We start from the raw sequence: 15050 nt of genomic DNA on the forward strand, positions 1-15050 counted from the left end.
GCAGAACATAGAAAGGATTAACCATGCGTCACCGCAATGGACTTCGCAAACTGAACCGTACCAGCAGCCATCGCCTGGCGATGCTGCGCAACATGACCGTTTCCCTGCTCCGTCACGAGGCCATCAAGACCACGTTGCCGAAGGCCAAGGAACTGCGCCGTGTCGTCGAGCCGATGATCACCCTCGGCAAGAACCCGACGCTGGCCAACAAGCGTCTGGCATTCGACCGTCTGCGCGATCGCGAGATCGTGGTCAAGCTGTTCGCCGAGATCGGTCCGCGTTACGCCACCCGTCCGGGCGGCTACCTGCGCATCCTGAAGTGCGGTTTCCGCGTTGGCGACAACGCGCCGATGGCTTTCGTCGAACTCGTCGATCGTCCGGAACCCACCGAAGCGGTTGAGGTCGCCGAGGAAGCTGGCGAATAAGCCAGGTTTTCCGCGAAACAAAAAAGGCCGGATCGCTCCGGCCTTTTTTATTGCCCGATCGTTCAGGGGCAGTCGATCAGCATCAGCGACACGTCGTCAGCCGCCGGGCTGTTGCCGAGGTGCTGCGCCAGTGCCTGCTCCAGCGCCTGGAAGCGTGTCGCCGCAGGGGTTCCGGCGATGGCGCCGAGAACGCCGTCGCTGCCGAACTGGCAGCCCTCTCCGTCGCTCGCTTCGAGCAGACCGTCGGAGTACATCAACAGTTGGCTGCCCGGTGCCCAGCGGAAACTGCGTGGTTGGCAGTCGATTTCATCGCTGTCGAGAATGCCGAGCGCCAGGTTTTCCGACTGGAAGCGGGTGACCGGGCGGCCTTCGGCGTCGAGCAGGTAGGCCTCGGGCGTACCGCCAACCCAGATCTCGCCGTCCAGGCTGATCTCGTCAAGACAGACCACGGTCGCGGCGACGAAGCGGCCGATCGGCATCGATTCGCGCAGTTGCTGGTTGATTTCGACGACCAGTTCGCGGATCGTCCGGTTCAAACGGGTCATCCGGTAGAACAGCGCCAGCACCGGCAGCACGCTGATCGCGGCGGCCAGGCCGTGGCCGGTGGCGTCGGCGAGCAGTGCGTAGAAGCGGCCTTCCGGGGAACGTGAAGCGGCGACGATGTCGCCGCTGAAGTTTTCCGTTGCCATGACCTGGTAGCGCAAGCGCGGGTCGCGCAATCCGGGCCGGTGCAGCAGCTTTTCCATCAGCCGCACCGCCAGTTGCTGTTCGCTCTGGCTGTGGTCGAAATAGGCCTGGAGCAGGGTTGCGTTCTGCTGCAGTTGCTGCTCGGCGCGCTTGCGCTGGGAGATGTCGCGGACGACGCCGACGAACAGCTTTTCCTGGTCGATGGCTACCTCGGAGACGCCGATTTCGACGGGAAACTGGCGGCCGTCGGCATGCAAGGCGATGCCTTCGCGGTCGTGTCCCTTGAAGGTGGCCAGGCGGCAGGCACCGTCGCGCCCGTTGTCGCCTTCGCCGGTGAATACTTCGGGAAGCAGCAGGGTGAACGACTGGCCGACCATCTCGCGGGCCGGCCGTCCGAAAATTCGCTCCGTGGCACGGTTGACCGTCAGAATCCGGCCGTCCATCCCGGCCGTGACGATTGCGTCGAGCACGTTGTCGGAAATCGCGCGTAGCCGTTCGAGTGCGATCGCGGCGCTTTGCTGCATGGCCAGCGAGCGTTGCATCGAACGCAGCTTGGCTTCAAGGACGACGAAGTTGATCGGCTTGGTCAGGTAATCGTCGGCGCCGGCCTCGAGGCCTTCGACCAGATTCTCGTCGCGGTTGAGTGCCGACAGGAAGATGATCGGCACCCACTTGTCGCGGCAGGCAGCCTTGATGCGCCGGGCCGCCTCGAAGCCGTCCATCACCGGCATCATGATGTCGAGCAGGACCAGGTCGGGCTGGTGTTCGAGGAAGCGCTGCACGGCCTGTTCGCCGTTTTCGGCGAGCAGCACGTCGTGGCCGAGCTTTTTCAGGAACACCTGGAGAATGTGCAGATTGGTGCGGTTGTCGTCGACCGCGAGAACGCTCATCTTGTCGAATGCGGTGTTCATGATGGCTGAGTGTTGTCGTTCATTGTGCCGTCGCTGCTTCGGCCGGGCCGGCCTTTGCCGACGGCCTCATCCTACCACGCCGTTTGCCGGCGGCTCCGTCGTTGCATCGTTCTCGCGCTGCTGCAGCGTCCACATCCGGGCGTAGGCGCCGTTTGCCGCGAGCAGGGCGGCGTGGGTGCCGCGCTCGACGATGCGCCCGCCGTCCATGACCAGGATGCTGTCGGCGTTCATCACGGTGGACAGTCGGTGGGCGATGATCAGCGTCGTCCGGCCGCGGGCGGCGAGTTCGAGCTGGCCCTGGATCGCCCGCTCGGTTGCCGAATCGAGCGCCGATGTCGCTTCGTCGAAGATCAGGATCGGCGGATTCTTGAGCAGCGCACGGGCAATCGCGACGCGCTGCTTCTCGCCGCCCGAGAGCTTCAGGCCGCGCTCGCCGACGCGCGTGTCGTAGCCTTCCGGCAAGGCGGCGATGAAGGCATCCAGGCTGGCGGCGCGGGCTGCCGCGACCACTTCCTCGTCGCTGGCGTCGGGGCGTCCGTAACGGATGTTGTAGCGGATCGTGTCGTTGAACAGCACGGTGTCCTGGGGGACGATGCCGATCGCCGCGCGCAGGCTGTGCTGGGTCAATTGGCGCAGGTCGTGGCCGTTGATCCGGATGCTGCCGCCACTGACGTCGTAGAAGCGGTAGAGCAGCCGTGACAGCGTCGACTTGCCGGCGCCGGAGTGGCCGACGACGGCGACGGTATGGCCGGCCGGTACGGTGAAATCGACGGCATGCAGGATGGAACGATTGGCTTCGTAGGCGAAGTCGACTGCGGCGAACTCGATCGCCATCCGGCGTTCGGCGGGCAGGTCGAGGGCATCGGCGGCGTCGGCGATCTCGCGGTGCTGCTTGAGCAGTCCGAACATCCGCTCGATGTCGGTGAGCGCCTGGCGGATTTCGCGATAGACGATGCCGAGGAAATTCAGCGGCATGTAGAGCTGGATCAGGAAGGCATTGACCAGGACCAGGTCGCCGATGGTCATCGTGCCGTCGACGACACCCTGGGCCGCGCGCCACATCATCGCCGTGACGCCGAGCGCGATGATCGCCTGCTGGCCGAGGTTGAGGAAGGCCAGGCTGGTCTGGCTGCGCGTGCTGGCGTCCTCGAGTTGGAGCAATTGCTCGTCGTAGCGCCGGGCCTCCCAGGCTTCGTTGTTGAAGTACTTGACCGTCTCGTAGTTGAGCAGACTGTCGACCGCGCGCGTGTTGGCCGCCGAGTCGTTCTCGTTGACCGCGCGGCGGATGGCGATCCGCCAGTTGCTGACCTTGACCGTGAACACGACGTAGGCTGTCAGCGACAGCGCGGTGATCAGTACGAAGCCGGCGTCGTACTGGACAAAGAGGATGCCGAGTACGAGGGCGATCTCGATCAGCGTCGGCAGGATCGAATAGAGCGTGTAGGAGATCAGGCTCGAGATCGAACGGGTGCCGCGCTCGAGATCACGCGAGATGCCGCCGGTCTGGCGTTCCAGGTGGAAGCGCAGGGACAGCGCGTGCAGGTGCCGGAAAACCTCGAGCGCAACCTGGCGGATCGCCCGCTGGGTGACGCGGGCGAACAGGATTTCGCGCAGCTCGGTGAACAGCGAGTTGCCGAAGCGCAGCGCGCCGTAGAGCGCCAGAAAACTCACCGGCAAGGCCAGCAGCTGGCCGGAGAAGCCGTCGATCATGTCCTTGAAGACCAGCGGTACGGCGACGTTGGCGAGTTTGGCGGCGACCAGGCAGAGGAGGGCGGCAGTGACCCGCCAGCGGTATTGCCAGAGGTAGGGGAAAAGCGTGCGCAGTGTCTGCCAGACGTGGATTTCGGCCAGCGGCTGGCCGGCGGGCGGTTTGGGCAGGGCGGAAGCGCGGCGCATGGCGGGAAATGTCCGGGGGAAAGACTGCGAGTATATGAAAAGCGCTGGCTTTCCGGGAGAATCGGTCCTGTCTTCAGCCAAGGAAATTCGATGCAGCAAGAATCCGTCAGCCTTCCCGATCGCCAGCCAACCCTGCGCGTGGTCCCGATGCCGGCCGATCTCAATCCCAACGGCGATGTCTTCGGCGGCTGGGTGATGGCCCAGGTCGACGTCGCCGGTGCGATTCCGGCGATGCGCCGGGCACGCGGCCGGGTGGCCACGGTCTCGGTCAATTCCTTCCAGTTCCGGCAACCGATTTCGGTCGGCGACATCGTCAGTTTCTACGCCGAAATCCTGCACGTCGGGCGCACCTCGATCACCGTCCGGGTCGAGGTTTTTGCCGAGCGCAACCATGCAGCGCCCCTGCTGGTGAAGGTGACCCAGGCCGAGTTGACCTACGTCGCGATCGACGAATGCGGGGGCAAACGCGAAGTCCCTGCCGAAAAAGTCACGGAAATGGAATAAAATCGCGCGATTGACCCGATACGAAAGCCTTCGAGGAACGAAGCAATGATCAAAACGACGATGCGTACCCTGCCGGCGATGCTGTTGCTGGCCTTCTCCGGCGTCTCCGCGGCAGCGGGATTCCAGTCCCTGGAACAGAACGCCAGCGGGCTCGGCACGGCCTACGCCGGCTCGGCGGCGGTCGCCGACAATGCCAGCACGGTGTTCTTCAACCCGGCGGCAATGACCCAACTTGCCGGCTTCCATTTCTCCGCCGGGGTGGTCGGCGTCAGCGAGCGCCACGATTTCCGCCCGGGCAGTGTCGACGGCGGCGAGAACATGGCCTTGCCCAATGCCTACCTGACCTGGCAGCTGACGCCGAACTTCAGTGCCGGCATCGGCATCTCGCGCCCGTTCATGCTCGATACCCGCTATCCCGCCGGCTGGCTGGGCGCGGCCGAGGGCATCAAGTCCGAACTGGAGACGGTGAACATCAACCCGTCCGTCGCCTACAAGCTCAACGACACGGTGTCGCTCGGTCTCGGCCTCGATTACCAGCGCATGGACGTGCAGCTGACCAGCACCGGCAACGTCCTCAAGGTCGATGACAACGCCCTCGGCTGGAATGCCGGCGCCCTGTTCACGCTGTCGCCGGCGATGCGCGTCGGTGTCGCCTACCGTTCGAAGATCGAGCACGACCTGTCGGGGCGTCTCAACGGTGCCGCCGCGCGTACCGACATCGACACGCCGGCTTCGTTCACGCTGTCGGTCTGGCAGCAGGTGTCCGATCGCTGGGAAGCCATGGGCGATCTCTCCTACACGCGCTGGAACGCGATCGACGGCTTCGACCTCGACAATTCCTGGCGTCTCGCCTGGGGTGCCGCCTACAAGTACTCCGACAGCGCCAAGCTGAAGTTCGGCGTCGCCTACGATCGCTCGCCGGTCAGCGACAGCAAGCGCGGCGTGATCATGCCGGACAACGACCGCCTGTGGCTGTCGCTCGGCGGCCAGTGGAAGTTCGGCCGCGCCAGCGTCGTCGATGTCGGCTACGCCTACCGCTACCAGCGCGACGCCAAGGTTGCCGACGGTGCCGCCGTCGGCAAGTACGACAGCGCCGCCCACGTCGTCGGCGTCCAGTACTCGGTCGGGTTCTAAGGGGCCGTGTTCGGCGCCGGGCTGCCTTCCTTCGCCATCGCCGGCCTGACGGTCGGCGTTCGCGAGGCCGTCCTGGTGCTGATCATTCTCGTCGCCCTGTACATCGGCGTCGTCCTGTGGCGGATGCGCCATCTCGGCCGCCCCCCGACCGCCTCGGCATCGCGCGAGGCGCCGGTGATCGCGCCGGAACCGGCCGCCGCCGAAGCTGCCTCGGCATCGGAAGCTGCGCCCGAGGCGGCGGCTTTCGCGCAGACTTCGGCGCGGCTCGGCAGCGAACTGATCAATGACGGGCTGGCGCGCGAGCTGGCGCAATTGCGCGAGGAAGTGGATGTGATGCGCGGCGAGCTGGCGGCGCTGCGCACCGACATGCTCCAGGAACTGGCCCATTTGCGGGCGACGCAGACGGTTTCGCCGATCTATGGCGACGCGATGCAGATGGCCGTTGCCGGTTACGATGCGGCAACGATTGCCGAACGCTGCGGAATCGCCCGTGCCGAGGCCGAACTGGTCGTGGCGCTGGCGCGCAGCCAGGTGCAGTGAGGACAAGGATGGCGGACAAGGCAAGCGAGCGAATGCACGACGATACCCCGGACGACGCGCCCGAGCTGCGTCATCAGCTGGCGCGCCGGCTGGCCGTGGCCGGCGGTCTGGTGGCCGTCCTGCTCGGCCTGCTCGCCGCTTTCGACCATCTCTCGCAACCGGCCGACGATGCCGAGCCGCGCGTGTTCACCGAGCCGGTGCCGGTGGCGCCCAAGCGCATGGTGACGCAGCCGGTACTGCCGGCTGAGCCGAGCGCTCCTGAAGCGCCGGTGGAAAATGCCGAAAAAACGCCGTCGACCGTGGACGTCCCGGCCGAGGCGCCACCGCCGCCGGCCGTCGTCGCCGATCCGGGAACGGCGCCTGCACCGGCCGCTGCCCGGCGCCTGCAGCCGCGTCACAAGAGCGAGCCGCCGGTGGTCCCGGAAATGACCTCGGCGCCGGCGCTCACCCCGCCGCCGTCGGTGTCTCCGCCGGCTCCGTCGCCGGTGGTCAAGGCACCGCCGACTGCGGCTGCCCAGCCGAGCGCCCGGGTCGTCGAAAGCCGCCCGGCGGCCGTTGCCGCGCCCCGGCTTTTCTCCGGCTTCGTTCTCCAGGCCGGCGTTTTCGCCAGCGCCGAGCGGGCCGAGGAACTGCACGCACGGCTGACCCTGAACGGCGTTCCGTCGCAGATCGAGACGCGGGTTCAGGTTGGCCCGTTCAAGACCCGTCAGGAAGCGATCGACGCCCAGGCCAAGCTCAAGGAGCTTGGCGTGGATACCATCCTGGTCCAGCCCAAGGGCGGCCGCTAGCTAACCGGCTTTCTGCAGGCGGCGGGCGAACACCTTCATTTCCTTGGCCGCCTGGATGTCGCCCTTGGCTTCGGCAACGGCGATTCCGGCTTCATAGGCAGCGACGGCGCCGGCCGCATCGCCGGCTTCGGCCAGTGCCTTGCCCAGCGCCTTCCACGCTGCCGAATACTGCGGGTCACGGTCGACCGCGGCGCGAAAGCAATTTGCCGCCTGTTGCGGCGCCGCCGCCTTCAGGTACTCGTTGCCCAGCGAGAAGCGGAGCAGGGCGCCGTCGCGCGGGCCGTCGATCATTTTTTCCAGGGATTCGATACGCGGGTTCATCGATGCTCGGGTCTAAAATAGCGGCTTTCGCCAATCATCAGAGGGAATTCCACATGGCCAAGACCATCATCGCCACGCCGCATGCACCGGCCGCCATCGGCACCTACTCGCAAGCCGTGCGCGTCGGCGATACCGTCTACCTGTCCGGGCAGATCGGCCTCGATCCGGCGACCATGCAGATGGTAGACGGTATCGACGGGCAAATCGTTCGCGTCTTCGAAAATATCAAGGCGGTGGCCGAGGCTGCCGGCGGCTCGCTGGCCGACGTGGTCAAGCTCAACGTCTTCCTCACCGATCTCGGCAACTTCGCCAAGGTCAACGAAACGATGGCGCGCTATTTCAGCGAGCCGTTCCCGGCGCGTGCCGCCGTCGGCGTCAAGGAGCTGCCGCGCGGCGCGCTGGTCGAGGCCGACGCGGTGATGTTCCTCGGCTGATCGCCGGATGTCGCTGGCGCCGATCCGCGCCTCCGACGCGCTGAAGAAGAAGCTGGCCAAGCTCGGTCTCCACACGGAGGCCGATCTGCTGGTGCATCTGCCGCTGCGCTACGAGGATGAAACGCGCATCACCGAAATCGCCCGCGCCTTCAGCGGCGAGGCGGTGCAGCTCGAACTGCGTGTGCTGGGCAACGAGATCCAGTTCAAGCCGCGCCGGCAGATGGTCGTGCGCGCCTGCGACGACAGCGGCGAAATCACGCTGCGCTTCTTCAGCTTCTACCCGAACCAGCAGGCGGCACTCAGCGAAGGCTCGCTGGTGCGCGTCTTCGGCGAGGTGCGCGGCGGCTTCTTCGGGCTGGAGATGGTGCATCCGCGTTTCCGCAAGATCGTCGAGGGCGAGCCGCTACCGACGGAAATGACGCCGATCTACCCGTCGACCGCCGGCTTGGCCAGCTCGGCGCTGCAGAAACTGATCGGCCGGGCGCTGGCCGACGGCGACCTCTCCGAGACCTTGCCCGACGAGATCCGCCAGCGCCTCAAGCTGCCTGGCCTGGCGCGCAGCATCCATTTCCTGCACCGGCCGCCGCCGGGCACCGACGTCGATACACTGCACGCCCGCCATCATCCGGCCTGGCGGCGGGTCAAGTTCGACGAGGTGCTGGCCCAGCAACTGTCGCTGCGCCGCGCCTACCTCGCCCGTCGCGAGCAGGGGGCGCCGGTGCTGGTGGCGCAGGACGACCTCGGTGCACGCCTGCTCGACCGCCTGCCCTTCGGCCTGACCGGCGCGCAGTTGCGGGCGATGGCCGAGATTGCCGGCGACCTCGCCCAGCCTTACCCGATGCAGCGCCTGCTGCAGGGCGACGTCGGCGCCGGCAAGACCATCGTTGCCGCGCTGGCCGCCTGCCAGGCGATTTCCGCTGGCTGGCAGGCGGCCTTCATGGCACCGACCGAAATCCTCGCCGAGCAGCATTACCTGAAGCTGCGCGACTGGCTGGAGCCGCTCGGCGTGCGCGTCGCCTGGCTGTCCGGCAGCCTGAAGTCCAAGGCCAAGCGCGAGCAACTGGCGGCGACGGCGGCTGACGCGCAACTGGTGGTCGGCACGCACGCGCTGATCCAGGACGGCGTCGACTTCGCCAAACTGGGCCTGGCCATTGTCGACGAGCAGCACCGCTTCGGTGTCGCCCAGCGCCTGGCGCTGCGCAAGAAGGGCAGCAACCCGCACCAGCTGATGATGTCGGCGACGCCGATCCCGCGCACGCTGGCCATGAGCTACTACGCCGACCTCGACGTCACCGTACTCGACGAACTGCCGCCTGGCCGCACGCCGATCAAGACGCGGCTGGTCGCCGACAACCGCCGCCAGGACGTCGTCGGTTTCGTCAAGAAACACGTCGAGGAAGGCCGTCAGGCCTACTGGGTGTGCCCGCTGATCGAGGAATCGGAAGCGCTGCAATTGCAGACGGCGGAGGAAACCTACACCCAGCTTTTTGCCGATTTGCCGGGGTTGACCGTCGGATTGGTGCACGGACGGCTGAAGGCCGACGAGAAGCAGGCGGTGATGAGCGCCTTCGCCGCCGGCGACATCGATGTGCTGGTGGCGACGACGGTGATCGAAGTCGGCGTCGATGTGCCCAACGCCAGTCTGATGGTCATCGAGCACGCCGAACGCTTCGGCCTGTCACAACTGCACCAGCTGCGCGGGCGCGTCGGCCGCGGCCAGTACGAATCAAGCTGCGTGCTGATCTACGCCGGGCCGCTCGGCGAAATCGCCCGCCAGCGGCTGAAAATCATCTTCGAGCACACCGACGGTTTCGAGATTGCCCGCCAGGATCTGCAGATCCGCGGTCCCGGCGAATTCGTCGGCGCCCGCCAGAGCGGCGTGCCGCTGCTGCGCTACGCCGATCTCGACATGGACGCCGACCTGGTCGAGATGGCGCGCGAAGTTGCCGAGGAAATGCTGACCGAGCATCCGGCCCTGGCCGAGAAGCACCTGCAGCGCTGGCTCGGCGCCCGCGAGGAACTGCTCAAGTCGTAAACCACTCGTCGATCAGCGCCGCCACCTGTTCCGGCTGATCGTGGTGGAGCATGTGGTCGGCCTGGTCGATCCAGGCTTCGCGGACATCGGCAAAGCAGGCCCGGCGCGCCTCCCAGTCGCCCGGGCGGGTGGCGAAGTCGCGCACGACCCAGGACTGATGGCCGCTGATCCAGAGCACCGGGCAGGTGATCTCGCGCCAGATCGCCAGCGACTCCTCGAGACGGAACAGGTAGGGCGAGGTCGCCTTGTGCCAGGGGTCGCCGTTCCAGATCACGCCGTGGCGGAACTCGCCGTTGCGCGTGGTGCCGTCGCCGATGCGCGCCAGATGGCGGGAGAGGAACTCGGCGCGCGCCGGCGTCAGGTAGGGATCGCTTTTGAGCAACCGCCGGGCGAAGGCCGGTCGGTCGGGATAGACATGCAGGCGCGGCGGTTGCGCCAGTTCGTCGAGCCACTGGCGGTAGCGGCCGGGGGCCATGTCGGCGGTGGTCGGCGCGATGCCGACGCCTTCCAGCGAGATCAGCCGTTCGACCCGTTGCGGCCGGATGCCGGCATACAGCGTGGCCAGGATGCCGCCCATGCTGTGGCCGGCGATGCGCACCCGTTCGCCGGCGGCGTAGTGGTCCACGATCGCCGTCAGGTCGCCGATGTGCTCGGCAAAAAAATACGGCCGGTGCAGCCATTGCGACAGCCCGAAGCCGCGCCAGTCGGGGGCGATGATGTTCCAGTCGCGGGCCAGCGCGTCCACGACGAACTGCCAGGAGGCGGAAACATCCATCCAGCCGTGCAGCAGGAACAGGGTCGGCGCGTCGGCGCGGCCCCAGCGGCGGATGTGCAGGCGGACGCCGTTGGCGTCGACGAATTCGGAACGGGAAGGGCGCATGGCGGTGGCGGTTCGATGATCAGCCCCGGATTCTAATGAGCCGGGTGGCCTGGCGTCGATAGCGGCTGCGATGCGGCTTGCCGAGGGCATATAATGCCCGCCTCGAATTTTCCAATCCTGCGAGGAGATGTCATGAAGCGTCGCGATTTCGTCCGTCTGGTCACCTTGTTTTCGGGCGTCAGCGCCGTCAATGTCGCGCTGGCCCAGTTCAATTTCGGCAAGGCGCTCGAGGCCGGCAAAAGCCTGCTTGCCTCCGAGACGCTCTCGGACGCCGACCTGCAAGCCTATTTCGACCAGATGGCGGCGGCCAGCGATGCCCAGAACAAGCTGGCCGGGCCGCAGGATGCGTACGGCAAGCGCATCGCCCGCCTGGCCCGGGGGCTGGAGAGCTACGACGGCCTCAAGCTCGACATCAAGGCCTACCTGACGCCGGAAGTTAACGCCTTCGCCATGGCCAACGGCACGATCCGGGTGTACAGCGGGCTGATGGACAAGTTCTCCGATGACGAAATCCGCTACGTCGTCGGCCACGAGATCGGCCACGTCAAGGCCGGTCACACCCGGGCACGGATCCAGACGGCGATGCGCACCAGCGCGCTGCGCAGCGCGCTGTCGTCGGTCGGCGGCCGGACCGCGGTCCTCGCCGAATCGCAGCTTGGCGACCTGTTCGAACAGGTGGTCCGCGCCCAGCATTCGCAGGCCAACGAGAACGAAGCCGACGACCTGGCAATGCAGTTCATGAAGAACAAGGGCTTCCCCGCCAGTGCCTGCGTCAGCGCTCTGGAAAAACTCGACGCACTGGGCGGGGGCGGGGCTTCCTGGTTATCCACCCATCCCAGTCCAAAGGCACGCGCCGAGCGGATGCGCACCCAGGTCTGAGGGCGGGAGTGGCGGCAAGGCAGGCTTGCCGCCGCCGATTCGGAATATGCCCCGTTTTGACGGTCGACCGTCAACTTCCGGGAAAATCCGCGCCGTCGAGCTTGCCGCTGATCGGGGCGGCGGGTACCGTGTCGGTTGCGGCGAGCCGCCCCGGCTGCGCCGGTCTTTCGATGAAAGCCGCGATGAAGCGCCATGAATCCCTGCAGGAACTATCACGCGAGCACTACCAGGCGCTCAAGCTGGTACTGGTGGTGCGACGGGCGGTCGATAGCGGCGATCTGCTGCGTATCGGGGAAGCGGCCGCGGCTTGCGTCGCTGCGTTCGCTGCCGAGCTCGAACCGCATTTCCAGGTCGAGGAACGCGATCTGCTGCCGCAGCTCGAGGCGGCCGGCGAGGCTGCGCTGCTGCAGCGGACGCGCGACGACCACGGCGAATTGCGCCGGCTCGCTGCCGTCTTGCCGTTCGCCGACGCGGCGAGCTTGCAGCGCTTTGCCGACTGCCTGAACGCCCACGTGCGCTTCGAGGAGCGCGAGATGTTTCCGGCTGTCGAGCGCATCCGCACGGCAGGCGAAGCGGTCCGGTAAGTCCGCCCGCCGCGGCGCGGTGTTCAGGAAACGGCGACGAGGACGTCGTCGCCGCTGACTTGCACGGGGTAGGCGCGGACCGAGTGTTCCGGCGCTTCCAGGCATGCGCCGGTGTTCAGGTCGAAGTGGTTCTTGTAGAGCGGCGAGGCGACGACGACACGCTCGCCGAGGCTGCCGACCAGGCCGCGTGCCAGCACGCTGGCGCCGGAGCGCGGGTCGATGTTGTCGATGGCGTGGTAGCGCTCGCCGGCGAGCCGGAAGACGGCGATGTGGCGGCCGTCGACCAGGGCGCAGACGCCGGTGCCGGGAAGGATCTCGGCGGTCTTGCAGACGACCGTCCAGGGCAGGTTTTCGGGGGCCATGCGGGACTCCTGTAAAGGTCAGGCGGTGAGCGGGTCGGCGGCGGCGAGGGCGCGTTCCTCGGCGCGGGCGGGCCGGATCTGGCCGCGTTCGCGGACGAAGACGATGCGCTGGTCGGGCTGTTCGCTGTTGATGAAGGATCGGAAGCGCTGGCGTACCGCCGGGTCGCTGACCGCGGTTTTCCACTCGCACTGGTAGGTATCGACGACATGCTGCATCTGCGCCTCGAGTTCGCCGGCGATGCCCAGGCTGTCGCCGATGAGCACGTCCTTGAGGTAGTCGAGGCCGCCTTCCAGGCTTTCGCGCCAGGTGCTGGTGCGTTGCAGGCGGTCGGCGGTGCGCACGTAGAACATCAGGAAGCGGTCGATCAGGCGGATCAGCCCGGCCTTGTCGAGGTCGCTGGCGATCAGCTCGGCGTGGCGCGGCTTCATGCCGCCGTTGCCGCAGACGTAGAGGTTCCAGCCGCGCTCGGTGGCGATGATGCCGATATCCTTGCCCTGCGCCTCGGCGCATTCGCGGGTGCAGCCGGAGACGCCGAACTTGATCTTGTGCGGCGCGCGCAGGCCCTTGTAGCGGTTTTCCAGCTCGACCGCGAGGCCGACCGAGTCATCGACGCCGTAGCGGCACCAGGTGCTGCCGACGCAGCTCTTCACGGTGCGCAGGGACTTGCCGTAGGCGTGGCCGGATTCGAAGCCGGCGGCGATCAGTTCTTCCCAGATCAGCGGCAATTGCTCGACGCGGGCGCCGAACAGGTCGACACGCTGGCCGCCGGTGACCTTGGTGTAGAGGCCGTACTTCTTGGCCACCTGGCCGACCGCGATCAGCCCGTCCGGCGTCACCTCGCCGCCCGGCATGCGCGGCACCACCGAGTAGGTGCCGTCCTTCTGGATGTTGCCGAGGAAGTAGTCGTTGCTGTCCTGCAGGCTGGCGAGTTCGCCCTTGAGCACGAACTCGTTCCAGCACGAGGCGAAGATCGAGGCCGCCGTCGGCTTGCAGATGTCGCAGCCGAGGCCCTTGCCGTGGCGGGCGAGGAGATCGTCGAAGCTGCGGATTTCGCCGACCCGGATCAGGTGGAAGAGCTCCTGGCGCGAGTACGGGAAATGTTCGCAAAGATGGTTGTTGACCGTCAGACCGAGGCGCGCCATCTCCGCCTTCATGACCTGGGTGACCAGCGGCACGCAGCCGCCGCAGGTGGCGCCGGCCTTGGTGCAGGCCTTGATTTCGCCGATGCTCGTGGCCCCGGCGGCGACCGCCTGGCAGATGTCGCCCTTGCTGACGTTATTGCATGAGCAGATCTGCGCGCTGTCGGGCAGGGCATCGACGCCGAGGCCGGGTTTGCCCTTGCCGTCGCCGGCCGGGAGCACCAGGAATTCGGGATCGGCGGGCAGCGCGATGCCGTTCAGCGTCATCTGCAGCAGCGTGCCGTACTCGTCGGCGTTGCCGACCAGCACGGCGCCGAGCAGGCGCTTGCCGTCGGCGCTGACGACGATCTTCTTGTACACCTGCTTGCACTCGTCGGCGTAGCGGAAGCTGCGGCAGCCCGGCGTCTTGCCCTGGGCGTCGCCGATGCTGGCGACGTCGACGCCCATCAGCTTGAGCTTGGTGCTCATGTCGGCGCCGGCAAAGGTGGCACCGCTCTCGCCGGCGAGCTGGCGGGCGACGACACGGGCCATCTCGTAGCCGGGGGCGACCAGGCCGAACATCTGCTCGCGCCAGGCGGCGCATTCGCCGATCGCGTAGATGTCCGGGTCGCTGGTCAGGCAGCGGTCGTCGATCGCGATGCCGCCGCGCGGACCGACCGCCAGCGCGTTTTCGCGGGCGAGTTCGTCGCGCGGCCGGATGCCGGCGGAAAAGACGATCATGTCGGTTTCGAGGTGGAAGCCGTCGTCGAAGACCAGGCGGTGGCGGGCCGTCGCACCGTCGCGGATTTCCTGGGTGCTGCGGCTGGTATGCACGCGCACGCCGAGCGCCTCGATCTTGCTGCGCAGGATGCGGCCGCCGTCGTCGTCGACCTGCACCGCCATCAGGCGCGGCGCGAATTCGACGACGTGGGTTTCCAGGCCGAGGTCGCGCAGGGCCTTGGCGCATTCCAGGCCGAGCAGGCCGCCGCCGATGACGACGCCGCTGCGCGACAGCTTGCCCGAAGCCTGCATCGCCTCGAGGTCCTCGATGGTGCGGTAGACGAAGCAGTGGCGGCGGTCGTTGCCCTTGATCGCCGGCACGTAGGGATAGGAGCCGGTGGCGAGGACCAGCTTGTCGTAGGCGAGCGTTTCGCCGGCGAGCGTGGTCACCGTCTTGCGCCGGCGGTCGATGGCCACGGCGCGGCTCTTCAGCCGGATGCGGAAGCCGCTGGCAGCGAAGAAGCCGTCGTCGGCGAGGGCCAGGTCGGCGGCGCTCTTGCCGGCAAAGAATTCGGAAAGATGAACGCGGTCGTAGGCCATCCGCGCTTCTTCGCCGAGGACGGTGACTTCGACGTCCGCCAGCTGGCGCTGCTGCAGTTCTTCGAGAAACTTGTGGCCCACCATGCCGTGGCCGATGACGATGATCTTCATGTTTGGTTCTGCCCGGCCACGAACGGGGGCTTCGCGCATTACCTCGATCGCCGGGCGTGCCGGGATCTGCATGAAGGCCTCCGCGAATCGCGGCGCATTGTCGGTTTGGAATTGCCGGGC

15 protein-coding genes are annotated in these 15050 nt (G+C 66.9%); 9 read left to right on the top strand and 6 right to left on the bottom strand.

Annotated features, from left to right (window positions below; genetic code table 11):
• The first annotated feature begins 23 nt into the window (after positions 1-23).
• Positions 24-425: a 50S ribosomal protein L17 gene (gene rplQ / locus DFR40_RS08835; protein ID WP_121458106.1), complete on the top strand. Its 402-nt coding sequence runs from the start codon at positions 24-26 to the stop codon at positions 423-425.
• Positions 426-487: 62 nt separating this feature from the next.
• On the opposite strand, the gene DFR40_RS08840 is transcribed toward rplQ, so the two are convergent.
• Complete coding sequence (locus DFR40_RS08840) at positions 488-2023, bottom strand: SpoIIE family protein phosphatase (RefSeq protein ID WP_121458107.1); 1536 nt, start codon at positions 2021-2023, stop codon at positions 488-490.
• Positions 2024-2089: 66 nt separating this feature from the next.
• Positions 2090-3919, bottom strand: a complete 1830-nt coding sequence (locus tag DFR40_RS08845) for an ABCB family ABC transporter ATP-binding protein/permease (RefSeq protein WP_121458108.1) — start codon at positions 3917-3919, stop codon at positions 2090-2092.
• Between the two features lie 90 nt (positions 3920-4009).
• On the opposite strand from DFR40_RS08845, the gene DFR40_RS08850 reads away from it, so the two are divergent.
• Genes DFR40_RS08850 through DFR40_RS08865 form a run of 4 tightly spaced genes read left to right on the top strand, consistent with a single transcriptional unit; the run spans position 4010 to position 6885 of the window.
• Complete coding sequence (locus DFR40_RS08850) at positions 4010-4423, top strand: acyl-CoA thioesterase (RefSeq protein WP_121458109.1); 414 nt, start codon at positions 4010-4012, stop codon at positions 4421-4423.
• A gap of 45 nt (positions 4424-4468) precedes the next feature.
• Positions 4469-5557 carry an OmpP1/FadL family transporter gene (locus DFR40_RS08855; RefSeq protein ID WP_121458110.1) on the top strand — a complete coding sequence of 363 codons (1089 nt, stop codon included), beginning with the start codon at positions 4469-4471 and terminating at the stop codon, positions 5555-5557.
• A gap of 6 nt (positions 5558-5563) precedes the next feature.
• Positions 5564-6097 (top strand): DUF2802 domain-containing protein, encoded by a 534-nt coding sequence (locus tag DFR40_RS08860; protein ID WP_121458111.1) that lies wholly within the window; start codon positions 5564-5566, stop codon positions 6095-6097.
• 32 nt (positions 6098-6129) lie between these two features.
• The gene (locus DFR40_RS08865; RefSeq protein WP_121458112.1) at positions 6130-6885 is read left to right on the top strand and encodes an SPOR domain-containing protein; all 756 of its coding nucleotides are present in this window, start codon (positions 6130-6132) and stop codon (positions 6883-6885) included.
• Here DFR40_RS08865 and DFR40_RS08870 read toward each other — a convergent pair whose 3' ends face one another.
• Positions 6886-7206, bottom strand: coding sequence for a tetratricopeptide repeat protein (locus DFR40_RS08870; RefSeq protein WP_121458113.1), 321 nt, complete (start codon positions 7204-7206; stop codon positions 6886-6888).
• A 53-nt stretch (positions 7207-7259) separates the two neighbouring features.
• Here DFR40_RS08870 and DFR40_RS08875 point away from each other — a divergent pair, with 53 nt between their 5' ends.
• Together DFR40_RS08875 and recG are read left to right on the top strand one after the other, a co-directional pair.
• A complete protein-coding gene (locus DFR40_RS08875) occupies positions 7260-7640 on the top strand; it encodes a RidA family protein (protein WP_121458114.1) in 381 nt (126 codons plus the stop codon).
• A gap of 7 nt (positions 7641-7647) precedes the next feature.
• Complete coding sequence (gene recG / locus DFR40_RS08880; protein WP_121458115.1) at positions 7648-9675, top strand: ATP-dependent DNA helicase RecG; 2028 nt, start codon at positions 7648-7650, stop codon at positions 9673-9675.
• Here the strand turns inward: recG and DFR40_RS08885 are convergent.
• Positions 9665-10555, bottom strand: coding sequence for an alpha/beta fold hydrolase (locus tag DFR40_RS08885; protein ID WP_121458116.1), 891 nt, complete (start codon positions 10553-10555; stop codon positions 9665-9667). The genes recG and DFR40_RS08885 overlap by 11 nt on opposite strands.
• Before the next feature lie 132 nt (positions 10556-10687).
• On the opposite strand from DFR40_RS08885, the gene DFR40_RS08890 reads away from it, so the two are divergent.
• Together DFR40_RS08890 and DFR40_RS08895 are read left to right on the top strand one after the other, a co-directional pair.
• Positions 10688-11434, top strand: a complete 747-nt coding sequence (locus DFR40_RS08890; protein WP_121458117.1) for a M48 family metallopeptidase — start codon at positions 10688-10690, stop codon at positions 11432-11434.
• 182 nt (positions 11435-11616) lie between these two features.
• Positions 11617-12018: a hemerythrin domain-containing protein gene (locus DFR40_RS08895; RefSeq protein WP_121458255.1), complete on the top strand. Its 402-nt coding sequence runs from the start codon at positions 11617-11619 to the stop codon at positions 12016-12018.
• A 23-nt stretch (positions 12019-12041) separates the two neighbouring features.
• Here DFR40_RS08895 and nirD read toward each other — a convergent pair whose 3' ends face one another.
• Positions 12042-12380: a nitrite reductase small subunit NirD gene (nirD, locus tag DFR40_RS08900; RefSeq protein ID WP_121458118.1), complete on the bottom strand. Its 339-nt coding sequence runs from the start codon at positions 12378-12380 to the stop codon at positions 12042-12044.
• An 18-nt stretch (positions 12381-12398) separates the two neighbouring features.
• On the bottom strand, positions 12399-15002 hold the full coding sequence (gene nirB / locus DFR40_RS08905; RefSeq protein ID WP_281270069.1) for a nitrite reductase large subunit NirB: 2604 nt from the start codon (positions 15000-15002) through the stop codon (positions 12399-12401).
• Positions 15003-15050: the final 48 nt, after the last annotated feature.

This window comes from Azonexus fungiphilus, from assembly GCF_003634965.1.
GTDB lineage: Bacteria > Pseudomonadota > Gammaproteobacteria > Burkholderiales > Rhodocyclaceae > Azonexus > Azonexus fungiphilus.

What these genes read in the sequence shown, in the direction of transcription:
- rplQ (WP_121458106.1), top strand. Translation starts at nt 24, where the DNA reads ATGCGTCACCGCAATGGACTTCGCAAACTGAACCGTACCAGCAGCCAT.
- DFR40_RS08840 (WP_121458107.1), bottom strand. Translation starts at nt 2,023, where the DNA reads ATGAACACCGCATTCGACAAGATGAGCGTTCTCGCGGTCGACGACAAC.
- DFR40_RS08845 (WP_121458108.1), bottom strand. Translation starts at nt 3,919, where the DNA reads ATGCGCCGCGCTTCCGCCCTGCCCAAACCGCCCGCCGGCCAGCCGCTG.
- DFR40_RS08850 (WP_121458109.1), top strand. Translation starts at nt 4,010, where the DNA reads ATGCAGCAAGAATCCGTCAGCCTTCCCGATCGCCAGCCAACCCTGCGC.
- DFR40_RS08855 (WP_121458110.1), top strand. Translation starts at nt 4,469, where the DNA reads ATGATCAAAACGACGATGCGTACCCTGCCGGCGATGCTGTTGCTGGCC.
- DFR40_RS08865 (WP_121458112.1), top strand. Translation starts at nt 6,130, where the DNA reads ATGCACGACGATACCCCGGACGACGCGCCCGAGCTGCGTCATCAGCTG.
- DFR40_RS08870 (WP_121458113.1), bottom strand. Translation starts at nt 7,206, where the DNA reads ATGAACCCGCGTATCGAATCCCTGGAAAAAATGATCGACGGCCCGCGC.
- DFR40_RS08875 (WP_121458114.1), top strand. Translation starts at nt 7,260, where the DNA reads ATGGCCAAGACCATCATCGCCACGCCGCATGCACCGGCCGCCATCGGC.
- recG (WP_121458115.1), top strand. Translation starts at nt 7,648, where the DNA reads ATGTCGCTGGCGCCGATCCGCGCCTCCGACGCGCTGAAGAAGAAGCTG.
- DFR40_RS08885 (WP_121458116.1), bottom strand. Translation starts at nt 10,555, where the DNA reads ATGCGCCCTTCCCGTTCCGAATTCGTCGACGCCAACGGCGTCCGCCTG.
- DFR40_RS08890 (WP_121458117.1), top strand. Translation starts at nt 10,688, where the DNA reads ATGAAGCGTCGCGATTTCGTCCGTCTGGTCACCTTGTTTTCGGGCGTC.
- DFR40_RS08895 (WP_121458255.1), top strand. Translation starts at nt 11,617, where the DNA reads ATGAAGCGCCATGAATCCCTGCAGGAACTATCACGCGAGCACTACCAG.
- nirD (WP_121458118.1), bottom strand. Translation starts at nt 12,380, where the DNA reads ATGGCCCCCGAAAACCTGCCCTGGACGGTCGTCTGCAAGACCGCCGAG.
- nirB (WP_281270069.1), bottom strand. Translation starts at nt 15,002, where the DNA reads ATGCAGATCCCGGCACGCCCGGCGATCGAGGTAATGCGCGAAGCCCCC.